Origin of the sequence: Pseudomonas sp. PGPR40, assembly GCF_022014505.1 — a bacterium.
Lineage (GTDB): Bacteria > Pseudomonadota > Gammaproteobacteria > Pseudomonadales > Pseudomonadaceae > Aquipseudomonas.
The window spans coordinates 134,288-156,510 of the sequence record NZ_JAKLSP010000007.1; the positions used below are offsets into that span (position 1 = coordinate 134,288).

Below are 22,223 nucleotides of genomic sequence, written 5' to 3' on the forward strand. Positions count from 1 at the left end.
AGTGCTCACGAGTCTTTGCGGGTCGGCTCTTCGACTTTTTGCGCCTGCACATCGATGGTGTGCGGCGAGTTCACGGACTGTGTGGTCTGTGGCTGAACAGGCGGAACCGGTTGGGCCGGGGTCACTGTCGGATCGGCCGGTTTCTCGTCGTCGTTCATGGCTTTACGAAAGCCCTTGATCGACTCGCCCACATCAGTGCCGAGGTTTTTCAGTTTCTTGGTGCCGAACACCAGCACCACAACAACCAGGATGACGACCCAGTGTTTCCAGTCAAAAATGCCCATGTTGCGTTCCTCTCAATAATTGTTCAGGCGGACGGGCGAGAGGCTTTCTCGGCGTGTCCGGACAGACCGAAGCGACGGTCCAGTTCATCGAGCACAGCCTGTGGATGCTGCCCCAACTGGGCGAGCATGACCATGCTGTGGAACCACAAATCGGCGGTCTCGTAGATCACATCGCTGCAGTCACCGCTGATGGCGGCATCCTTGGCGGCAATGATGGTTTCGACCGACTCTTCGCCGACTTTTTCCAGAATCTTGTTCAAGCCCTTGTGGTACAGACTGGCGACATACGAGCTGTCGGCAGCGGCGCCTTTGCGCTCTTCCAGCACTTGAGCCAGACGGGTCAGGGTGTCACTCATGTGTGTGTCCTGCGGAATAGATAGCGTGTGGGTCTTTCAGCACCGGGTCGACGGTTTTCCAGTCGCCGTTTTCGAAGACGCGATAGAAGCAGCTCTGACGGCCGGTATGGCAGGCGATGTCGCCGATCTGCTCAACCATCAGGATGATCACGTCGGCGTCACAGTCCAGGCGCATCTCATGCAGGATTTGCACATGGCCGGACTCTTCGCCCTTGCGCCACAGCTTGCCACGGGAACGTGACCAGTAAATGGCACGGTTCTCGGCAGCGGTCAATTCCAATGCTTCGCGGTTCATCCAGGCCATCATCAGGACGCGTCCGGTCTTGTGATCCTGGGCAATCGCAGGCACCAGGCCATCGGCGTCCCACTTGATCTCGTCCAGCCAGTTTTTCATCTTCGACTCCGACAGCGGGCTCTACTTCAATAGTTGAGGCCAATGTTCAAATTCAGCGTTCAAACAGTGTGCCAGCCGATCATCCAACTGGCTATCGGCGAACGACCAGATACAAGCCGACCGCCACCATGATTCCGGCGGGCCAATGCCCCAGTTCGTTCAGCGGGCCACCGGCGGCGAGTATCGTGCCACCGGCCAAATGAGCGGTGCCGAGCAACCGCAGGAACCAGTCGTCCTTGCGCTTGTGCCAAGGGGGCGGCGGGTCGTTGGCGTGGGGCTGAGACATGCGCTCAAGCAGGTCGCGGGCCATGTTGGCCAGATGCGGCAGTTGCTCAAACTGGCTCTGCACGTTGCCGATCAAGGCTTTGGGGCTGACGCGCTCGCGCATCCAGCGTTCGAGGAACGGCTGGGCGGTGTTCCACAGATCGAGGTCCGGGTACAGCTGACGGCCCAGGCCTTCGATGTTCAACAGGGTTTTTTGCAGCAAGACCAACTGCGGCTGCACTTCCATGTTGAAGCGTCGAGCGGTCTGGAACAGGCGCATCAGCACCTGACCGAAGGAAATATCTTTCAACGGTTTTTCGAAGATCGGCTCGCACACCGTGCGGATCGCCGCTTCGAATTCGTTGAGTTTGGTTTCCGCCGGCACCCAGCCAGAATCGATGTGCAACTGCGCGACACGGCGATAATCACGTTTGAAGAACGCGAACAGGTTGCGCGCCAGATAGTCCTGGTCTTCCGGGGTCAGGCTGCCGACGATGCCGCAGTCGATCGCAATGTACTGCGGGCTCCACGGTTGCACGGTGCTGACGAAGATGTTGCCGGGGTGCATGTCGGCGTGGAAGAAGCTGTCGCGGAATACCTGGGTGAAGAAAATCTCCACACCACGCTCGGCGAGCATCTTCATGTCGGTGCGCTGGTCGGCCAGGGTCGCGAGATCGGTGACCTGAATCCCGTAGATGCGCTCCATCACCAGCACTTTCGGCCGGCACCAGTCCCAATAGACTTGCGGCACATAGAGTAGCGGTGAACCGTCGAAGTTGCGCTTCAATTGGCTGGCATTGGCCGCCTCGCGCAGCAGGTCGAGTTCGTCGTAGATGGTTTTTTCGTAGTCGCTGACCACGTCCACCGGGTGCAGCAGGCGTGCATCGGCAGAGAGTTTTTCAGCGGCGCGGGCAAGAATGAACAGCCACGCCAGATCTTGGGCAATGATCGGTTTCAGGCCCGGGCGGATCACTTTGACCACCACTTCTTCGCCGGTTTTCAGCTGCGCGGCATGCACCTGCGCCACCGAGGCCGAGGCCAGCGGTTCGACGTCGAAACGGCTGAAAACTTCACTGATCTTTTTGCCGAGCTGCTCTTCGATCAGCCGGATCGACACTTGCGAGTCAAACGGCGGCACGCGGTCCTGCAGCTTCATCAGTTCATCGGCGATGTCTTCGGGCAGCAGGTCGCGGCGGGTCGAAAGAATCTGGCCGAACTTGATGAAAATCGGCCCCAGGTCCTGCAACGCCAGGCGCAGTCGTGCGCCACGGCTCAGGTCCAGCGTCTTGCGCGGAAACCAGCGCCACGGCAAGGCGTAGCGCAGCGCCAGCAGAAACCAGGGCAGCGGCAGGGCGAACAGCAAGTCATCGAGGCGGTAGCGGATCACAACGCGCTGGATGCGTAACAAACGGCGGACGGCAAGCAGCTTCATGCGTTATCGCTTGGGTCGAGGGATCGGGAGAGGCGCTCGAAACGCGCCTCGAGACGTTCCAGATCGAGCTTGATCTGGTCCAGTTCATTAAAACGGGCGTCAGCTTCGCGCTGACCGACGAGGGCGCGCGATTCTTCGGCCAGGTATTCGCCCAGGTTCTGGTTCAGGCTGGCGAACCCTTGCTGGTACCAGCGCGCGCGGCTGCGCAGATGACCACCGACCAGTTGCGTAGCGACAGGTCCGAGCCAGCGCGAGAGTTCGTACTCCCAGTCCAGTTCGAGGTCCTGAAGGATCGCCGCCAATTCCAGCAGCACGCCACTGTCGCCGTCGAGTTCGACTTCCGGGGCATGCAGAACCGAAGTCTTGTCGTTACTTGTCGCCAGTTTCAGCAGGCTTGAGGCCGGTGCGCGCAAAGTGCAGTCGGCACCGGTTTCCCACTGGGAAGCGAGCATCAGGCCTTCATCGCTGGGCAGTATGAACAGTTGCAGCGCCGGGCTGCGGCAGTCGACGGCAATCACCCTGCCACTCAAATGCGCCAGGCGCGGCAGCGCCGTGCTATCGAGACGCAGCACCCGGTTCAGGCCAAGCTCAACGCTGGCGAGCAGGCCGGCCAGCAACATCAGGGCTTGATGCCACGGTGCAGGGCGACGATGCCTGCGGTCATGTTGTGATAGGTCACACGGTCGAAACCGGCCTCGACCATCATTGACTTCAGGGTTTCCTGATTCGGGTGCATGCGGATCGATTCGGCCAGGTAGCGATAGCTTTCCGAATCATTGGTAATCAGCTTGCCCATCAACGGCATGAAGGCGAACGAATAGGCGTCGTAGGCTTTGGACATCAGCGCGTTGGTCGGTTTGGAGAATTCCAGCACCAGCAAACGGCCGCCCGGCTTCAGCACGCGCAGCATCGAGCGCAGGGCATCTTCTTTGTGCGTCACGTTGCGCAGACCGAAGGCGATGGTCACACAATCGAAATGGTTGTCCGGGAACGGCAGTTTTTCAGCATCGGCCTGGACGAATTCGACGTTGCCGGACACACCCAGATCCAGCAGGCGGTCACGACCGACCTTGAGCATGGATTCGTTGATGTCGGCCAACACTACCTGGCCAGTCGGTCCCACAAGATGCGAGAACTTGCGGGTCAGGTCGCCAGTGCCGCCGGCGATGTCCAGCACGCGGTTACCGGTGCGCACGCCTGACAGCTCGATCGCGAAGCGCTTCCACAGACGGTGCATGCCGCCCGACAGGAGGTCGTTCATCAGGTCGTACTTGGCGGCAACCGAGTGGAAAACCTCAGCGACTTTATCCGCTTTCTGGCTTTCCGGAACGTTTTTGAAGCCGAAGTGAGTGGTGGGTTCGGCATCGCTGCCTTTGCGCTGATCAGTCATATCGCTGTCACCAAAAGAGAATGCGGGACATTCTAATCCCGGTGGCCTGCTTTGTCTTGGCAAGGCTGAAGGTAAGATAGGCAATCACCGGGACGTTTTGACGCAGCTACGGTCAAGATTTTCAGGAAATATTCATAAAGCAGGAGTCATTCGATGGCCCGTATTAGTGTTGAACGTGCCCATGGCCTGGGTAAGGAAGCGGCCCGCGAGAAGGCCGACAAGTTGGCGCAGAAACTGTCCGAACAATATGGCCTGGAGCCGCAGTGGTCCGGCGACACCCTGAACCTGCGACGCTCGGGTGTAAAAGGGGCGGTGCATGTGGGTGAGGATTCGATCAAGGTCGATGTCGAACTGGGCCTGTTGATGTCCGCCATGAGCGGCACCATCAAATCGGAAATCGAAAGGGCCCTCGATAAAGCGTTGGCGTAATCCGGTCGTTGTGTGGAATACGATTAATGTGGGAGCGGGCTTGCTCGCGAATGCGGTATGTCAGTCGATATCAATGCTGAATGACACACCGCATTCGCGAGCAAGCCCGCTCCCACATTTGTTCTGCGTCTACAGGTTTTATGTCATTTGTTAGGGTGCCGTTTCTAATTATTCTCACTACTTTGTGCCTGAGCCCGACTCTCTGCGGGCAGTTCCTCGACCCTTCTGCGCGTGAGGTGCACCATGGCCAAAGTTATTTTGAAGAAAAAAGTCGACGTTGAGACTAACGCCTTGGGCGACGTCAAATCGTATGCCCGCAAGATCTGGCTGGCTGGTCTGGGTGCTTACACCAAGGTCGGTCAAGAGGGTAGCGAGTACGTTCAAGAGCTGATCAAGGCTGGTCAAGCTGTTGAAAAGAAAGGCAAAAAAGTAGTCACTGAAAAACTTGAAGCGGCTAATGCCGAGATCGATGAAGCCAAGAGTGAAGTGAGCACTTTCAAAGGCAAAGTCGAACTTCAACTCGACAAAGTTGAAAGGGCTTTCGATACACGTATCGCAAGCGCCTTGAATCGTATCGGCATTCCGTCTAAACATGACGTGGAGACACTCTCTGCTAAGCTCGATGAGCTGACGGCATTGCTCGAACGTGTCGCGCGTAAATCTTAAGGAGAACGGGATGGCTGGCAAAAAGACTACTGAAAAAGAAGGCAGCTCGTGGATCGGGAAGGTCGAAGACTACTCCCGCAAGATCTGGCTGGCTGGTTTAGGCGTGTACTCGAAGATTGACACTGACGGCAGCAAACTCTTCGATGCATTGGTCAAGGACGGCGAGAAAGCCGAGAAGCTCACCAAGAGCGCTGTCGGCAAAAAAGTCGATGCCGCCAAGGACTCCGCTTCATCGGCCAAGTCGCGCATCAGCGGCGTGAAAGATCGCGCACTGGGCAAATGGGATGAGCTGGAAGGGGCTTTCGACAAGCGTCTGAACAGCGCCATTTCGCGCCTGGGTGTACCGAGCCGCAATGAGGTAAAAGCGCTGCATAGCAAGGTCGATACCCTGACCAAGCAAATCGAAAAACTCACCGGTGCCAAAGTTGCGCCTGTTGCGGCGAAAACCGCGGCGGCCAAACCAGCAGCCAAAAGCGTTGCCAAACCATTGGCCAAGGCTACCGCTAAGCCGGCAGCCAAAACTGCAGCGGCGAAACCTGCTGCCAAAGCGGCCGCTAAACCTGCAGCTAAAACCGCAGCGGCCAAACCGGCTGCCGCGAAGAAGCCAGCAGTGAAAAAACCGGCAGCCCCGAAAGCGGCCGCGCCGAAACCAGCAGCGGCTGCCGCCAAACCGGCAACCCCGGTGAGCACGGCGAATTCCGCCACTGCGCCGACCCCTGCTGTAACCCCGACTATCGCGCCGGCTCCGTCGACGCCAACCAGTCAGTCCTGATGAGCATTCCCACGCTCCGCGTGGGAAATGCCTCACCGGACTCCGCGTCCCATTGCGGCAGTGACGCAGAGCGTCACCGGCTGCATTCCCACGCGGAGCATGGGAACGATCACGCCCGGCCTGCGAAGGTCGGGCGTTTTTGTTTGTGCATGCATTCTAAAGAACACGATAGATCCAATGTGGGAGCGGGTTTGCTCGCGAAAGCGGTTCATCATTCAACACTGATGTCGACTGACACACGGCTTTCGCGAGCAAGCCCGCTTCCACATTTTTACTCGTGTTCTTCCAGGTATTGAAGTGCCAACCGCTCGGTCGCAACCTTGATCGGCGGCAGCAAATGCGGCGCAACCAGCATCATGATCTGATACACCACCAGCCTCACTTCACCTTCACGGTCGAGAATCCGCTGATAGTCCAGCGAGAACAGCAACGTCATGGTGATTTGCTCCACCAGCTGCCCCAGCGCCTGGGTGTCACTGACCAACTGACCTTGAGCTTTCAACTGCGCCAACAATGACGCCAGTGTGCGCTTCAACGCATTGAGCAGGCTGCGTATCCCCTTGGCCAGTTTCGGTAGGCGGCCGGCAAGGTTCGACAGGTCCTGGAACAGAAACCGGTAGTGGGCCAGGCGTTCGACGATCAGGTGCAGGAACAGCCAGTAATCATCGGGCGCCAACTCCACGTCGGACGGTGGATCGAGCAAGGGCGTCAGCTCCGCCTGGAAACGCTCGAACAGACCGAGGATCAGCGGCTCCTTGCCGTGGAAGTGGTAATAGAGGTTGCCCGGGCTGATGCCCATTTCGTTGGCCACTTCCATGGTGGACACATTCGGTTCGCCCTTCTGATTGAACAACTGCAGGGCACATTCGAGAATCCGGTCGCGGGTTTTCATCCAGTCTTCTTAATGGTCGAGTCATGCCACGGCCATTGGCGGCCGTGGTTCGTTGAACGTCAGCGCACGCGCACGTAAGTACCGGGTGCCGCCTCCATCGGTGGATAGTTCTGGTTGCCGAGGGCCATCTGGGTTTCGTGTTGCGCGCCGGAGCGTTCCTGAATCCAGCCCAGCCATTGCGTCCACCAACTACCATCGATGTGCTTGGCGTCGTAATACCAGGCTCGCGGGTCGCTGCTCAGTTTCGGATTCTCGATGTAATTGGCTTTTGGATTATTGGGCGGGTTGAGAATGCTCTGCACATGACCGCTGTTGGACAGCACAAAGCGCCGCTCGCCACCCAGCAGCAATGTCGAGCGATACACCGCATCCCATGGGGTGATGTGATCATTTATGCCTGCCACACTGAAACTGTCGACGGTGACTTTCTGCAGGTCGATCGGTGTGCCGCACACTTCCAGTCCGCCCGGATGACTCAGTGGGTTATGTTTGAAGAAATCCAGCAGGTCGCCATGAAATGCTGCCGGCAGGCGCGTGTTGTCATTGTTCCAGTAGAGGATGTCGAACGCCGGCGGCTCCTTGCCCAGCAGGTAATTATTGATGAAGTAATTCCAGATCAAGTCGTTGGGACGCATCCAGGCAAACACCCTGGCCATGTCGCGACCTTCCAGAACACCCTTCTGATATGAGCGGCGCTTGGCCGCTTCCAGCGTTTCTTCGTCGGCGAAGAGGGTGGCCGGGCTGTCTATCTGACTGTCGAGCAAACTGACCAGGTAGGTTGCGCTGGATACCCGCCTTAGCTGTCGTTTGGCTTGCAAGTGCCCTTGCAGCGCGGCAATGGTCAGCCCGCCGGCACAGGCCCCCATCAGGTTGACCTCGCGAGCGCCAGTGATTGCCCGGCATACATTCATCGCTTCTTCGGCGGCTTCGACGTAAGAAGACAACCCCCATTCACGATGACGCACATCAGGATTGCGCCAACTGATCACGAAGGTCTGCAAGCCGTTTTTAAGGGCGAACTGGACGAAACTGTTGCCGGGGCTCAAGTCGAAAATGTAGTACTTGTTGATCTGTGGCGGCACGATCAACAACGGTTTGGAATACTGCTTTTCGCTCATCGGCTTGTACTGGATCAGCTCCAGCAGCTCATTGCGAAACACCACGGAGCCGGTGGTGGTGGCGACCGTTTTGCCTACCTCGAACGCTTGTTTGGTGACTTGTCTGGGCAGGCCATCGTTATGCATAAGGTCATCGAGCAAATGGCCGACACCCCGTACCAGACTGCTGCCACCGGAGTTGAAGATTTCCTTGATCGCCAGCGGGTTAAGCAGAGTGTTGGACGGCGCCACGGCGTCGTTGATCAAGGCAAAGGCGAAGTGGGCACGGGCACGATCGTCCGCGCTCATGTTGCTCTCGTCGATCCAGTTCTTGACCTCTTTCTGCCAACTCAGATAAGCCTGCAAGCTGCGGCGATAAAAAGGATTGAGGCTCCACGTCGGATCGGCAAAGCGACTGTCCTGCGGGTTGATCGGGTGCAGGGTTTCACCCAGCAATATGCGGCCCAACTGACCACCCAGCTTCAAGGCATGCCGGGCCGTGTACACCGGGTTGCGCAGGCCGTGGGTGGCCAGGCTGCGCAAGGTCGAAAGCAGGTCCCGGCCGCGCAGACCGGTAACCGCATTCTGTGCATTGATGAATACAGCGGGAGTGGGCAAAGAGCCCTTCGCTGGTTTGTCGCGCATGAGTTAACACTCCTTCGTCATCAGGCCAAAAACAAACACACCCGAACAAAACACCATAGACGCTGTTACGGGTTGTTGCGCTGCCCGGCGTCCTGCCATCCGACATTGGGCCGATTAGCCACCCGATGGCGCTGGATGCGGATGCATCACCGCGCGCTGACGTTCTTCCTCAAGAAACTTCATGATGATCGGTGCCACCGCTTCGGCCCGGGTAATCAAAAACAGATGCCCGTCGTCGATGATGTGCAATTGGGCATTGGGAATCCGCCAGGCCAGCATGCGCATATTGATCAGCGGGATCAGTGGATCGTCGTCGCCTGCCAGCACCAGAGTGGGTTGGTGGATTTTGTGCAGCCAGTGAATGCTGGTCCAGCCGAGGCCGGCGAACAGTTGCCAGTAATAACCGAGTTTGCCTGCCGAGCGGACTCTGGCGGCGTGACTGGCAGCCAGGGTCGGATCGCGACGGAACGAGCCGCCATAGATCATCGGTGCGATGCGGATCACATGGGATGGCTGGATGTAGCGCCGTGGGCTGGCCATCATCCACAGCACTTTCGGCTTGCCCGGAACCATCACGGCACCGGCCGCCGTGGCCGCCAGCACCAGCTTCTTGCAGCGCTCGGGATAGTCATGGGCGAACTGCTGCGCCAGAGCTCCACCCCACGACACGCCGATCACGTTGACTTGCCCGTAATCGAGATAGTCGAGCATGCGCGCTGTGAGTTTCGCCAGGCTCGAAAAGCGATACGGGCGGTTGGGCGTTGATGAGCCGCCGACGCCGGGTACGTCGAAGGCAATGACTTCCAGATCCGGATCCAGGGCCTGGACAAACGGGAATATCAGCTCCAGGTTGGCGCCGATGCCGTTGAAAATCAGCAAGGGCGTCAAGTGAGGCTTGCCGGGGCGTACCGCGGTGCGGAGGGTCTGGCCATCCAGGTTGACGGTACGAAAGACGAACGGTTGCGGCATGCACGGAGCCCTGTAGGTTTTAAACGCGGATCGAGCCGTCCCGGGCCGTCGCAGAATGTTCGAGGCTGGCCTCGAGAGTGATGGGTAGAAATCGCGGCACCTCCCAGTGCCGCGGACTGCGAGTTATTTGAAGCTCAACGTTCATGCACGTAAGTGCCCGGCGAAGCCTCACCCGCTGGAAAGGCCTTGTTGCCAAGGTTGGCGGGGGATTTCTTCAGTTTGCCCGAGCGCTCGGCCTGCCACGCCTGCCAATGCAACCACCAGGAATCGGTGTGCTTGGTGGAGTTTTCCATCCACTCTTCGGCTTTGACCGGCATGTCGGTGCTGGTCATGTAGCGCGCTTTCGGATTGCCCGGCGGGTTCAGAATGCTCTGGATATGCCCACTGCTGGACAGCACGAACTCGACCTTGCCGCCGAACAGCTGTGCGGATTTGTAGCAGGACTTCCACGGAGTGATGTGATCGTTGGTACCCGCCAGGGAAAAGATGTCGGCGGTCACCTGCTTGAGGTCGATCGGCGTGCCGCACACTTCCAGGGCATCAGGGCGGATCAATGGGTTGTTTTTGAACATCTCGATCAGGTCACCGTGGAACGCCGCCGGCAACCGGGTGGTGTCGTTGTTCCAGAACAGGATGTCGAAAACCGGTGGCTCATTACCCAGCAGGTAGTTGTTGACCCAGTAGTTCCAGATCAGGTCGTTGGGGCGCATCCAGGCGAAGACTTTCGCCATGTCGCGACCTTCCAGCACACCAGCCTGGTAGGAATGGCGCTTGGCGGCTTCGAGGGTCTGTTCGTCTACGAACAGGGCCACGTCGCTGTCCAGGGTGGTGTCGAGCACACTGACCAGCAGGGTGAGGGCATTGACTTTTTTCTCGCCGATCGCTGCGTAGTGACCCAGCAGGGCGGTGCAGGTGATGCCGCCGGAGCAGGCACCGAGCATGTTCACGTCTTTGCTGCCGGTGATCGCCGTGACGACATCGACCGCTTCCTTGAGCGCTTCGATGTAGGTCGACAGGCCCCACTCGCGCTGCTCCTTGGTCGGATTGCGCCAGCTGACGATGAACGTCTGAACATTGTTGCGCAGGCAGAAACGCGCCAGGCTCTTGTCCGGGCTCAGGTCGAAAACGTAGAACTTGTTGATCTGTGGCGGCACTACCAGCAGCGGGCGTTCATGCACCTGCTCGGTGATCGGTCGGTACTGGATCAGCTCCAGCACGTCGTTGCGAAAGACCACCGCGCCTTCGGTTACGCCCAGGCTCTTGCCAACTTCGAACGCGCCCATATTGACCTGGCTCGGCATGCCGCCGTTGTGCACCAGATCCTTGGCCAGATGGGAGAGACCGTCGAGCAGGCTCTTGCCGCCGGTTTCGAAGAAACGTTTGACCGCCGCCGGGTTGGCCGCCGTGTTGGTCGGGGCCATGGCTTCGGTCATGAGGTTGATTACGAAATGCCCACGAGCGACGTCCTTGGGCGAGAGGTTGCTGTCATCGATCCAGGCGTGAAGTTCCTTGCGCCACGCCAGATAAGTTTGCAAATAACGTTTGTAGAGCGGGTTTTGACTCCAGGCCGGGTCAAGGAAACGGCGGTCGTCGCTTTGCGGTTGAAGTTCGGATTTTCCGAACAGCACATTCTTGAGTTCGATGCCGAAATGGGCGACATGCCTGGCACTGTGGATGGGTTGTCTGATGGCCTGGGTCAGTACCATTCGGGCAGAGCCCAAGAGATCCTTTCTACGTAGTCCAACAACTGGATTCAGCCCCAAGGTATTTTCCGAAGCCTGAAATTTCAAGTCATCGTTAAGCTTGTTACTCATCTACGACGCTCCATTGTCCTGAGGCGAGTACCCGAGTCCAGCTGTGTAATCACACAGCACGCCAGGTACTACTGCTCGGGTGACTGTTAATTGCGCATCGCTGCTTTTTAGTTCAGAGAGCACTGCACGGAACTTGCCAGCTCCATTGGTTACCCGAGTTTAATTTTTTTCGCAAGCGGGCCAATCGTTGACACCGCAGCGGAGCATTCAAACAGATGGAATTAGAAAATGCCCTCTAAATAGCCAAAGGCCTGATTTAGAGCATCAGCTTGACGACTGACTCATTCGGATCGCGGGTCTTTCCAGCCGCTTTCAGTTCAGCAAGATAATCGTTCCACAGATCTTCTTGGCGCACTGCCAACTGGTATAGATATTCCCAAGTGAACAGACCGCTGTCGTGGCCGTCGTCGAAGGTCAATTTCAGTGCGTACTGACCGGCCGGTTCGACCTTGCTCAGGCCTACGCCGATCTTGCCAAATTGCAGGATAGGTTTGCCGTGGCCCTGGACCTCGGCGGAAGGAGAGTGCACGCGAAGAAACTCGGCGGGCAGGTGATATTCCTCACCGGACGCGTATTTAAGCGTCAGGGTTTTTGAGGCTTTGTGGAGTTTGATGTCGGTGGGGAGTTGGGTCATGGCCGGCAGTCCGTCTTTGTGGGAGACCTGTTGGAACCTGATCTGCAAAACACCACAGTTCTAATGTGGGAGCGGGCTTGCTCGCGAAAGCGGTGTAACAGTCAACGCAGATGTTGAATGTTACGGCCTCTTCGCGAGCAAGCCCGCTCCCACAGGTTCGCTGACACTGTAAGTATGGCTTACAGGATATAACGGGACAGGTCTTCGTTCTGCGCCAATTCGCCCAAGTGGCTGTTGACGTAATCGGCATCGATCAGGATTGGCTTGTCCTCATGGGTGCTGGCCAGATCACCGGCGCTGAACGACACCTCTTCGAGCAGGCGCTCGAGCAGGGTGTGCAAGCGACGGGCACCGATGTTCTCGGTTTTCTCGTTGACCTGCCAGGCGATCTCGGCGAGACGCTTGATGCCGTCCGGCTGGAACTCGATGTTCAAGCCTTCGGTTTTCAGCAATGCACAATACTGCTCGGTGAGTGAGGCATGCGGTTCGCTGAGAATGCGCTCGAAATCTTCCGGGCTCAGGGCCTTGAGCTCAACACGAATTGGCAGACGACCTTGCAGCTCGGGCACCAGATCGCTCGGCTTGCTCAGGTGGAACGCACCGGAAGCGATGAACAGGATGTGGTCAGTCTTGACCATGCCCAGTTTGGTGTTGACGGTGCAGCCTTCGATCAGCGGCAGCAAGTCGCGCTGTACACCTTCGCGGGACACGTCGATGCCACCGGAGTTGCCACGCTTGGCAACCTTGTCGATTTCGTCGATGAACACGATGCCGTGCTGCTCGACGGCTTCCAGGGCCTTGGCCTTCAATTCTTCTTCGTTGACCAGGCGACCGGCTTCTTCGTCGCGTACCAGTTTCAACGCTTCCTTGACCTTGAGCTTGCGGTTTTTGCGCTTGCCCTTGCCCATGTTGGCGAACAGGCTCTGCAGCTGGTTGGTCATTTCTTCCATGCCCGGTGGCGCGGAGATATCGACGCCGGACACTTCGGCCACTTCGATTTCGATCTCCTTGTCATCCAGCTGACCTTCACGCAGGCGTTTGCGGAACAGCTGACGGGTGTTGGAATCCTGGGACGGTGCGGCGTCCTCGTTGCTGAAGCCCATGCGTGCCGGTGGCAGCAAAGCGTCGAGGATGCGCTCTTCGGCGGCGTCTTCGGCGCGGTGGCGAACTTTGGTCATTTCCTGTTCGCGAAGCAACTTGATCGCGGCGTCGGCCAGATCACGAATGATCGATTCGACGTCGCGGCCGACGTAGCCCACTTCGGTGAACTTGGTCGCTTCGACTTTGATGAACGGCGCGTTGGCGAGCTTGGCCAGGCGACGGGCGATCTCGGTTTTGCCGACACCGGTCGGGCCGATCATCAGGATGTTCTTGGGGGTGACTTCGACGCGCAGCTCTTCGGGCAGCTGCATCCGGCGCCAGCGATTACGCAAGGCGATGGCGACGGCGCGTTTGGCATCGTCCTGGCCGATGATATGGCGATTGAGTTCGTGGACGATTTCACGGGGGGTCATGGGCATAATAATTGGCGGTCCTCAAGCAAAAGTGAGCCGTGGCGCTAGGCCGAAACAGGCTTACTCAGCGAGATCCTGCTCCTCGATGGTGAAGGTGTGGTTGGTGAATACGCAGATGTCGCCGGCGATGCCCAGCGCTGTTTCGACAATTTCCCGAGCCGACAAATCGGTTTTCTTCAGCAGGGCACTCGCAGCAGCCTGGGCGTAGCCGCCGCCGGAACCCATGGCGATCAGGCCTTCTTCGGGTTCAACCACGTCACCGTTGCCGGTGATGATCAAGGAGGCATCTTTGTTGGCAACCGCGAGCATGGCTTCGAGGCGGCTCAAGGAGCGGTCGGTACGCCATTCTTTGGCGAGTTCGACGGCGGCGCGAACCAGGTGACCCTGATGTTTCTCGAGCTGGCCTTCGAAACGCTCGAAGAGGGTGAAGGCGTCAGCGGTGGCCCCGGCAAAACCGGCGATAACCTGGCCGTGGTACAGGCGACGAACTTTCTTCGCGTTGCCTTTCATTACGGTATTGCCGAGCGAAACCTGGCCGTCGCCGCCCATGACGACTTTGCCGTGGCGGCGAACTGAAACGATGGTGGTCAAGGGAGAGTCTCCACGCAGCGGGGCGAAAATGCCTTCTGCCCACTCATATGGGGGTGGTGGAGCGTTTTTCAACTGTAGGATGCGGCGGGGGACGAGCGGTGCCTGACAGGCGATCGTTCCCACGCTCTGCGTGGGAATGCCTCAAGGGACGCTCCGCGTTCCGGCGCCGGAAGGGACGCAGAGCGTCCCGGGCTGCATTCCCACGCAGAGCGTGGGAACGATCAGGCGCGGGATCAGCGGCTCTGGCGTTGTTGTAACAACAGATTGCTGAAACCGCTGCCCGCCAGTTGCTTCTGGGCCGTAGTCAACTGTTCGCGGTTGCTGAACGGGCCGACCAAAACCCGATACCAGGTCTCGTCCTTCACCGTGCCGGATTCAACCGCCACGGCCTGACCCAGCAGGATGATCTGCGCACGCACCTTGTCGGCATCGGCTTCTTTGCGGAATGAGCCGGCCTGCAGGAAGAACTTGGTCACCGGCGCAGCTTTCGCCACGGGCGGTGCTGGCGGCGGGGTGATGCCGGCCAATGCCGCTTGAGCCCGGGCCGTGTCGATCTTCGCTGCTTCCGCAGGCGTCACCGGCGTGGTCGGAATGGCCGGCACTTGTGGCGTTGGCAGGGTTTTCTCCGGCACCGCGTCCGGCGGCACGATGACTTCCGATTCCGGCAGCAAGGTGTAGAAGTCGTACTTCGGCTTCACCGGTTGCGTCGGGCTCGGCGGAGTCTTGTTGGCCTCGGCGATCTTGGTGGCTTTCTGCTGCTCGATCTTCTCGCGCTTGACGGTATCGCTGCCCTTGCCCGGCTCCAGCTTCATCAGAAACACAATGAACGCGCCGACCGTCAGGCCGATGGCCATCCACAGCCAGCCCGGGATCGGTTGCTTTGCAGGAGCTTGGTAACGGCTGGCGCCCCGTTTGGGTGCAGGTTTTTTCTTGGCGGCCAACTTACATGCGCTCCAGAGTTTCCAGACCCAAGAGTTCCAGGCCTTGCTTGAGAGTGCGACCGGTCAGCGCGGCGAGGCGCAGGCGGCTCTGCATCTGCTCCGGGGTGTCCGCACCGAGGATCGGGCAGTTCTCGTAGAAGCTGGAGAACAGGCCGGCAACATCGTACAGGTAGGTGCAGAGGATGTGCGGTGTGCCTTTGTCGGACACGTTATTGAGGATTTCGCCGAACTGCGCCAGTTTCGCCGCCAGCTCATGTTCGTGTGCGGCTTCGAGGACGATCTGCCCTTCGACTTCGCTGAAATCCTTGCCGAGTTTGCGGAACACACCGGCAACCCGAGTGTAGGCGTACAGCAGGTACGGCGCGGTGTTGCCTTCGAAGTTCAGCATCAGGTCGAAGTTGAAGCTGTAGTCGCTGGTGCGGTGCTTGGACAGGTCGGCGTATTTCACGGCGCCGATGCCCACAACCTTGGCGATGTTGCGCAACTCGTCTTCGGCGAGTTCCGGGTTCTTCTCCTTCACCAGTGTGTAGGCGCGTTCCTGGGCTTCGGTCAGCAGGTCGATCAGCTTCACGGTGCCGCCGTCACGGGTCTTGAACGGACGGCCATCGGCGCCGTTCATGGTGCCGAAGCCCATGTGTTCCATTTCCATCGGATGGGTCACAAAGCCGGCCAGGCGCGCGACCTGGAACACTTGCTGGAAGTGCAGGGCCTGGCGCTGGTCGACGAAGTACAACGCGCGATCAGCCTTCAGCACGCCGCTGCGGTAGCGCACGGCCGCGAGGTCGGTGGTGGCGTAGAGGTAGCCGCCATCGGCCTTGACGATGATCACCGGCAGCGGTTCGCCGTCAGCGTTCTTGAATTCGTCGAGGAACACGCACTGGGCGCCGTTGCTTTCGACCAGCAAGCCAGCGGCCTTGAGGTCGTTGACCACGTTGATCAGGTCGTCGTTATAGGCGCTTTCACCCATTACGTCGGCCATGGTCAGTTTGACGTTCAACAGCTCGTAGATTTTCTGGCAGTGCGACAGCGAGATGTCTTTGAACTTGGTCCACAGCGCCAGGCAGTCCGGGTCGCCGGCTTGCAGCTTGACCACCAGGCCACGGGCGCGATCAGCGAACTCTGCGGATTCGTCGAAGCGTTGTTTGGCGGCGCGGTAGAAATTTTCCAGGTCTGACAGCTCGTCGCTGGTGATCGGGTTTTCCTGCAGATAAGCCATCAGCATGCCGAACTGGGTGCCCCAGTCGCCAACGTGGTTCTGGCGGATCACTTCGTCGCCGAGGAATTCCAGAACCCGCGCCACGCCATCGCCGATGATGGTTGAACGCAAGTGGCCGACATGCATCTCTTTGGCCAGGTTCGGTGCCGACAGGTCTACCACGGTGCGCTGCACCGGGCCGGCTTTGCGCACGCCGATGTGGTCGTCGGCCAGCGCCGCGTCCAGGCGGGTCGCCAGGGCTTGAGTGTTCTGGAAGAAGTTCAGGAAGCCAGGGCCGGCGATTTCAGCTTTGGAGACGTTCTCGTCAGCCGGCAGCGCGGCGATGATTTTCTCGGCCAGGTCACGGGGTTTCATGCCCGCCGGTTTGGCCAGCATCATGGCGATGTTGCTGGCGAAGTCGCCGTTTTTCTTGTCGCGAGAGTTTTCCACCTGGATCGCCGGCGACAGGCCTTCAGGCAACACACCTTCGTTGACGAGTTGGGTGATGGCTTGTTGGATCAGCTGGCGAATGGTGTCTTTCATGGTGTTCTCTGTCGACCGCAAGCGCGGCGGCGCTTCGATGCGCTGGTGGAAAAACTGGGCATTATCCGTTGCGAAGACCGGCTTGCCAACTATAGCGGGCAGGTTATGGATATGTGGTGACAATTCGGCCGCCTTCGCGGGCAAGTCGGATCGCCGCACCGCTCGCTCCTACAGAGATTTGCGTGATCCCTGTAGGAGCGAGGCTTGCCCGCGAAGGCGATCTCTAAATCAATACAAATCGACCGGGTCGACATCCAGCGACCAACGCACCGCCCGCCCACTCGGCATCTGCTCCAAAACCAGCAACCAACTGCTCAGCAATCGATGCAGCGGCGCCCGGGCCGTGGCTTGCAGCAACAACTGTGCGCGGTAACGCCCGGCTCGACGCTCCATCGGCGCCGGCACCGGCCCCAGCAACTCGATACCGGTCAGATGCTGCTCGGCCAGCAAACGCTCGGCCTCGCTGCAGGCTTCATCGAGGAAGCCTTCGGCCTGCCCCGGTTTATGCGCTTCGGCCCGCAGCAGTGCGAGATGCGCAAACGGCGGCAGCCCTGCGGAGCGGCGTTCGCTCAACGCCTGTTCGGCAAAGGCGAAATAGCCCTGTTCGGTCAGTTGCACCAGCAGTGGATGGTCCGCCAGGTGCGTCTGGATGATCACTTTGCCCGGCTCTTCGGCCCGCCCCGCGCGCCCGGCGACTTGGACGATCAGCTGCGCCATGCGTTCGCTGGCACGGAAATCGCCAGAGAACAGTCCACCGTCGGCATCGAGAATCGACACCAGGGTCACCCGTGGAAAGTGGTGTCCTTTGGCAAGCATCTGCGTGCCGATCAGAATGCACGGCTGGCCTTTCTGAATGGTGGCGAACAGTTGATTCATCGCATCTTTGCGTGAAGTACTGTCGCGGTCGACTCGTAGCACCGGCACGTCCGGAAACAGAATCCCCAAGCGTTCTTCGGCGCGTTCGGTGCCAGCGCCCACGGGGCGCAAATCGACTTTGCCGCATTTCGGGCAATGGCGGGGCACCCGCTCGACTTCGCCGCAATGGTGACAACGCAGTTCGCCTGAGCGCTGGTGCACAGTCATCCGCGCATCGCAGCGCTTGCACTCGGACATCCAGCCGCAGTCGTGGCAGAGTAGGGTGGGTGCGAACCCTCGGCGATTGAGGAACACCAGCACCTGCTGGCCGGCGGCCAGGGTCTGACCGATGGCTTGCTGCATCGGCCCGGAAATGCCGCTGTCCAGCGGGCGACTTTTCACGTCCAGGCGCAGAAAGCGCGGTTGCTTGGCGCCACCGGCGCGCTCATTCAGGCGTAAGAGGCCGTAACGACCGGTGTAGGCGTTTTGCAGGCTTTCCAGCGAAGGTGTAGCGGATCCGAGGACAATCGGAATGTTTTCCTGCCGGGCGCGAACCAGTGCCAGGTCGCGGGCGTGGTAGCGCAGGCCTTCCTGCTGTTTATAGGAGCCGTCGTGCTCTTCATCGATGATGATCAGGCCGGGGTTCTTCATCGGCGTGAACAGGGCCGAACGGGTACCGATAATAATGTCGGCCTCGCCATCCCGTGCCGCCAGCCAGGCTTCCAGGCGTTCGCGGTCATTGACGGCGGAGTGGATCAGCGCGATGCGCGCATTGAAGCGCTGCTCGAAGCGCGCCAGGGTTTGCGGGCCGAGGTTGATCTCCGGGATCAGCACCAGGGCTTGCTTGCCGGCCTCGAGCGTTTCGCGGATCAGTTGTAAATAGACTTCGGTCTTGCCGCTGCCGGTGACGCCGGCCAGCAGGAACGCGTGATAACGGTCGAACCCGGAGCGAATCGCCTCGTAAGCGGCGCGCTGCTCCGGGTTGAGCGGCAATTCCGGTTGCGCCAGCCAGTGTTCGTGGCGCACTCCGGGCGCGTGCTTGCGGATGTCTACCTGCACCAGATCCTTGGCCAGCAACAGATCGAGGCTGTCCTTGCTCAGCCTCAATTTGCTCAGCAGTTGATGCGCGACGCCGTGGGGATGCTGGGCCAGGGTCGCCAGGGCTTCACGCTGTCGCGGTGCGCGGGCAATGCGCGGATCATCGAGGCTGGCGCCGGGCGCGGCGGACCAGAAGCGCTCCTGACGAGCTTCGGCCAGTTCACCCTGACGCAATAATACCGGTAGCGCCCAGCTCAACGTGTCGCCGAGGCTGTGCTGGTAATACTGGGAAGTCCACAGACACAGCTTGAACAGCGCGGGCGGTAGCGGTGGTACGGCATCGAGCAGCGCCAGGGCCGGTTTGAGTTTTTCCGTCGGGACTTCACTGTGGTCGGTGATTTCCACCAGAATCCCGATCATCTCCCGTCGACCGAATGGCACCCGCAAGCGCATGCCCGGATGCAACTGGGCACGCAGGACTCCGGCCGGCGCGCGGTAGTCGAACAGGCGGCGCAGGGGCGAAGGCAGGGCGAGGCGCAGAATGGCGTCGGGCACGCGGGGGATCTCGATAAGCGGAAATAAAGAGAGCGCGTGACCTGTAGGAGCGAGGCGAAGAGGCTGTGTCAGCCGGCATTTATGTCATCTGACACGACGCTTTCGCGAGCAAGCTCGCTCCTACAGTGGTGCGCTTAGGGCCGGGAGCCTAGCAGACGGTCGGTGTAAGGGACAGCTTGCGTGATCGGGATTGTCTGGTAGAATCCGCGGCCTAATTACGTGCGGTATTCAACAATAGTGTTGGGTGGCGGCACGCTAGCCTGAGGAATACACCATGAAAGCCGATATCCATCCAGATTACCCAGTCATTGCTGTTACTTGCAGCTGTGGCAACAAGTTTGAAACTCGTTCGACTTTCGGCAAAGCACTGCCGATCGACGTATGCAACGAGTGCCACCCGTTCTACACCGGTAAGCAGAAGACTCTGGATACTGGCGGTCGTGTACAGCGCTTCGCAGACCGTTTCGGCGCTTTCGGCAAGAAAGCTCCAGCTGCTGCAGAGTAAGGTTGAAGAGCCCGATGGGCTTTTCCTTGCTGATGAAAAAGGCGTCCCTCGCGGGCGCCTTTTTTGTGTCCGCGATTTGGCTTTCCGCTGCCCAAGCCTTCTGCCCGGCGCCGAGCGGGCTGACGTCGGTCGCGGTGCAGCGGGTAGTGGATGGTGACACCTTGCGTCTGCGCGATGGTCGTAGCGTGCGCATGATTGGTTTGAATACGCCTGAGCTGGGCAAACAGGGCCGTTCCGACGAGCCGTTCGCCGTGGCCGCGCGCAAGCGCCTTGAGGCGCTGGTGGCTGCCAGCGACGGGCAGGTCGGTTTGCTGCCGGGTAAAGAAAGTAAGGACCATTACGGTCGCACTCTGGCGCATGTCTACGGCGTTGATGGTGCCAACTTCGAAGCGCAGATGCTCGCCGAGGGTCTCGGTTTTCAGGTGGCGGTGGCGCCGAATGTCGATTTGGTCGGTTGCCAGCAAGTGGCGGAACGCAGTGCCCGTCAGGCCGGCCTCGGGTTGTGGCGCCAATCACCTGTACTGAAAGCGGAGCAGATCAGCGTTTCCGGTTTCGCCGTGCTCAGTGGTCGTGTGAGCAAGGTTCAGCGCAATCGCGGCGGGATTTGGATCGAGTTGCAGGATTCGGTTGTATTGCGGGTTGCACCCAATCTGCTAGGCCAGTTCGATGTCGCGTCACTTGAACAGCTCAAAGGCAAGCAAATCGAGGCTCGAGGCTGGGTAGTGGATCGTTCGCGCCGGGGCGGTCTGCAGCCGGGTCAGGCGCGCTGGCTTCTGCCGCTGACCGATCCGGCGATGTTGCAGGCGGCGCCATAAGAAAAAATTGTAGACATTTGTTCTGTTGATTGTGAACAGTCTACCCCTTGTGTTCCGTGGCTCTTGGCCCAAAGTCGTAGGGTCGAGCGCTTGACAGGGGTGACTGGTCAGTCTTGTGGGGGCTTTGCGAGGCGAGTATCCTCGGCGGTCCGTCTGTCCAACAGTAAAAAGCGGAATGCCCCTATGTCTGATCTGAAAACTGCCGCTCTCGAATATCATGCCCATCCCCGTCCAGGGAAGCTGAGTGTCGAGCTCACCAAGGCCACCGCTACCGCCCGCGACCTGTCGCTGGCCTATAGCCCCGGCGTAGCCGAACCAGTACGCGAAATCGCCCGCGATCCTGAACTGGCCTACAAATACACCGGCAAAGGCAACCTGGTTGCAGTCATTTCCGATGGCACCGCGATTCTCGGCCTGGGTAACCTCGGCCCATTGGCCTCCAAGCCGGTTATGGAAGGTAAGGGCGTGCTGTTCAAGCGCTTCGCCGGTATCGACGTGTTCGACATCGAAGTCGACTCCGAAAGCCCGCAAGCCTTTATCGACACCGTCAAGCGTATCTCCATCACCTTCGGTGGCATCAACCTGGAAGACATCAAGGCGCCTGAGTGCTTTGAGATCGAACGCGCTCTGATCGAGCAGTGCGACATTCCGGTATTCCACGATGACCAGCACGGCACCGCAATCGTTACTGCGGCCGGCATGATCAACGCCCTGGAAATCGCTGGCAAAACCCTGGCTGACGCCAAAATCGTTTGCCTGGGCGCCGGTGCGGCTGCCATCTCCTGCATGAAATTGCTGGTGAGCATGGGCGCCAACATCGAAAACATCTACATGGTTGACCGTACCGGCGTGATCCATTCCGGCCGTGACGACCTGAACCAGTACAAGGCTGTGTTCGCTCACGCGACCGAGAAGCGCACCCTGGCTGACGCGCTGGAAGGCGCTGACGTGTTCGTTGGCTTGTCCGGCCCGAACCTGCTGAGCGCTGAAGGCCTGAAATCCATGGCGGCCAACCCGATCGTGTTCGCGTGCTCGAACCCGGATCCGGAAATCGCCCCGGAACTGGCCCACGCCACCCGTAACGACGTGATCATGGCCACCGGCCGTTCGGACTACCCGAACCAGGTCAACAACGTACTGGGCTTCCCGTTCATCTTCCGTGGTGCCTTGGACGTTCGCGCCAAGCGCATCAACGAAGAAATGAAAGTGGCGGCCGCCAACGCCCTGCGTGAACTGGCCAAGCTGCCAGTGCCTCAGGAAGTGTGCGACGCCTACGGCGGCATCAAACTGGAATTCGGTCGTGAGTACATCATTCCGAAACCAATGGATGCCCGTCTGATCACCCTGATCTCCGATGCCGTGGCCAAGGCTGCGATCGAGACCGGTGTGGCGACCCTGCCGTATCCGAAGAACTACCCGCTGAAAAGCGTGGATGACGTGTTCAACGGCTAAGCCGTTGTAGCGCTTCAGCCAAAAGCCCCGGCTCGCTCTGAGTCGGGGCTTTTTTGTATCTGAGGGTTGATCGTTCCCACGCTCTGCGTGGGAATGCCTCAAGGGACGCTCCGCGTTCCAGCTCTAGAAAGGGACGCGGAGCGTCCCGGGCTGCATTCCCACGCAGAGCGTGGGAACGATC

At 59.4% G+C, this 22,223-nt stretch carries 22 protein-coding genes; 6 read left to right on the forward strand and 16 right to left on the reverse strand.

The features are described from left to right. Nucleotides 1–5: 5 nt before the first annotated feature. The 6 genes from MEB48_RS08655 to ubiE form a co-directional block, all read right to left on the reverse strand. The gene (locus tag MEB48_RS08655; protein ID WP_237883693.1) at nt 6–284 is read right to left on the reverse strand and encodes a twin-arginine translocase TatA/TatE family subunit; all 279 of its coding nucleotides are present in this window, start codon (nt 282–284) and stop codon (nt 6–8) included. Between the two features lie 23 nt (nt 285–307). Then, on the reverse strand, nt 308–640 hold the full coding sequence (locus MEB48_RS08660) for a phosphoribosyl-ATP diphosphatase (protein WP_007899279.1): 333 nt from the start codon (nt 638–640) through the stop codon (nt 308–310). Continuing rightward, nucleotides 633–1,034: a phosphoribosyl-AMP cyclohydrolase gene (gene hisI, locus MEB48_RS08665; protein ID WP_125925768.1), complete on the reverse strand. Its 402-nt coding sequence runs from the start codon at nt 1,032–1,034 to the stop codon at nt 633–635. The genes MEB48_RS08660 and hisI overlap by 8 nt, the downstream gene beginning before the upstream one ends. A gap of 91 nt (nt 1,035–1,125) precedes the next feature. Further along, on the reverse strand, nt 1,126–2,730 hold the full coding sequence (ubiB, locus tag MEB48_RS08670) for a ubiquinone biosynthesis regulatory protein kinase UbiB (protein ID WP_237883695.1): 1,605 nt from the start codon (nt 2,728–2,730) through the stop codon (nt 1,126–1,128). After that, a complete protein-coding gene (locus tag MEB48_RS08675; RefSeq protein WP_237883697.1) occupies nt 2,727–3,350 on the reverse strand; it encodes a ubiquinone biosynthesis accessory factor UbiJ in 624 nt (207 codons plus the stop codon). Before MEB48_RS08675 ends, ubiB begins: the two co-directional genes overlap by 4 nt. Beyond that, on the reverse strand, nt 3,350–4,120 hold the full coding sequence (ubiE, locus tag MEB48_RS08680; protein ID WP_237883699.1) for a bifunctional demethylmenaquinone methyltransferase/2-methoxy-6-polyprenyl-1,4-benzoquinol methylase UbiE: 771 nt from the start codon (nt 4,118–4,120) through the stop codon (nt 3,350–3,352). Before ubiE ends, MEB48_RS08675 begins: the two co-directional genes overlap by 1 nt. 153 nt (nt 4,121–4,273) lie before the next feature. Here ubiE and MEB48_RS08685 point away from each other — a divergent pair, with 153 nt between their 5' ends. From MEB48_RS08685 to MEB48_RS08695, 3 genes are all read left to right on the forward strand, one after another. Continuing rightward, nucleotides 4,274–4,549, forward strand: coding sequence for a polyhydroxyalkanoic acid system family protein (locus MEB48_RS08685; RefSeq protein WP_237883701.1), 276 nt, complete (start codon nt 4,274–4,276; stop codon nt 4,547–4,549). 243 nt (nt 4,550–4,792) lie between these two features. Beyond that, on the forward strand, nt 4,793–5,215 hold the full coding sequence (locus MEB48_RS08690) for a phasin family protein (protein ID WP_007899266.1): 423 nt from the start codon (nt 4,793–4,795) through the stop codon (nt 5,213–5,215). A gap of 10 nt (nt 5,216–5,225) precedes the next feature. Further along, complete coding sequence (locus tag MEB48_RS08695; protein ID WP_237883702.1) at nt 5,226–5,987, forward strand: phasin family protein; 762 nt, start codon at nt 5,226–5,228, stop codon at nt 5,985–5,987. 271 nt (nt 5,988–6,258) lie between these two features. Here MEB48_RS08695 and MEB48_RS08700 read toward each other — a convergent pair whose 3' ends face one another. The 10 genes from MEB48_RS08700 to MEB48_RS08745 form a co-directional block, all read right to left on the reverse strand. Further along, entirely contained in the window at nt 6,259–6,879 is a 621-nt protein-coding gene (locus tag MEB48_RS08700; protein WP_237883704.1) for a TetR/AcrR family transcriptional regulator, read from the reverse strand. Nucleotides 6,880–6,938: 59 nt separating this feature from the next. Further along, entirely contained in the window at nt 6,939–8,621 is a 1,683-nt protein-coding gene (gene phaC / locus MEB48_RS08705; RefSeq protein ID WP_237883706.1) for a class II poly(R)-hydroxyalkanoic acid synthase, read from the reverse strand. A 114-nt stretch (nt 8,622–8,735) separates the two neighbouring features. Next, nucleotides 8,736–9,590, reverse strand: coding sequence for a poly(3-hydroxyalkanoate) depolymerase (gene phaZ, locus MEB48_RS08710; protein WP_237883708.1), 855 nt, complete (start codon nt 9,588–9,590; stop codon nt 8,736–8,738). A gap of 134 nt (nt 9,591–9,724) precedes the next feature. Then, nucleotides 9,725–11,404, reverse strand: a complete 1,680-nt coding sequence (phaC, locus tag MEB48_RS08715) for a class II poly(R)-hydroxyalkanoic acid synthase (protein WP_237883710.1) — start codon at nt 11,402–11,404, stop codon at nt 9,725–9,727. Between the two features lie 256 nt (nt 11,405–11,660). Beyond that, entirely contained in the window at nt 11,661–12,038 is a 378-nt protein-coding gene (locus MEB48_RS08720; protein WP_019581848.1) for a gamma-butyrobetaine hydroxylase-like domain-containing protein, read from the reverse strand. 179 nt (nt 12,039–12,217) lie between these two features. Beyond that, complete coding sequence (gene hslU, locus MEB48_RS08725; protein ID WP_095052782.1) at nt 12,218–13,558, reverse strand: ATP-dependent protease ATPase subunit HslU; 1,341 nt, start codon at nt 13,556–13,558, stop codon at nt 12,218–12,220. Nucleotides 13,559–13,612: 54 nt separating this feature from the next. Continuing rightward, nucleotides 13,613–14,143: an ATP-dependent protease subunit HslV gene (gene hslV / locus MEB48_RS08730; RefSeq protein WP_007899242.1), complete on the reverse strand. Its 531-nt coding sequence runs from the start codon at nt 14,141–14,143 to the stop codon at nt 13,613–13,615. A gap of 233 nt (nt 14,144–14,376) precedes the next feature. Next, the gene (locus tag MEB48_RS08735; protein WP_030129222.1) at nt 14,377–15,084 is read right to left on the reverse strand and encodes an SPOR domain-containing protein; all 708 of its coding nucleotides are present in this window, start codon (nt 15,082–15,084) and stop codon (nt 14,377–14,379) included. Between the two features lies 1 nt (nt 15,085). Beyond that, nucleotides 15,086–16,822, reverse strand: coding sequence for an arginine--tRNA ligase (gene argS / locus MEB48_RS08740; RefSeq protein WP_237883712.1), 1,737 nt, complete (start codon nt 16,820–16,822; stop codon nt 15,086–15,088). A 228-nt stretch (nt 16,823–17,050) separates the two neighbouring features. Beyond that, complete coding sequence (locus MEB48_RS08745) at nt 17,051–19,270, reverse strand: primosomal protein N' (RefSeq protein ID WP_237883714.1); 2,220 nt, start codon at nt 19,268–19,270, stop codon at nt 17,051–17,053. 274 nt (nt 19,271–19,544) lie between these two features. Between MEB48_RS08745 and rpmE the strand changes: the two genes are divergently transcribed. The 3 genes from rpmE to MEB48_RS08760 all read left to right on the forward strand — a co-directional run bounded on the left by rpmE (nt 19,545) and on the right by MEB48_RS08760 (nt 22,042). Next, nucleotides 19,545–19,775 (forward strand): 50S ribosomal protein L31, encoded by a 231-nt coding sequence (gene rpmE / locus MEB48_RS08750; RefSeq protein WP_077747612.1) that lies wholly within the window; start codon nt 19,545–19,547, stop codon nt 19,773–19,775. A 14-nt stretch (nt 19,776–19,789) separates the two neighbouring features. Then, entirely contained in the window at nt 19,790–20,590 is an 801-nt protein-coding gene (locus MEB48_RS08755; RefSeq protein WP_237883716.1) for a thermonuclease family protein, read from the forward strand. A 183-nt stretch (nt 20,591–20,773) separates the two neighbouring features. Beyond that, nucleotides 20,774–22,042, forward strand: a complete 1,269-nt coding sequence (locus MEB48_RS08760; RefSeq protein WP_052965064.1) for a malic enzyme-like NAD(P)-binding protein — start codon at nt 20,774–20,776, stop codon at nt 22,040–22,042. Nucleotides 22,043–22,223: the final 181 nt, after the last annotated feature.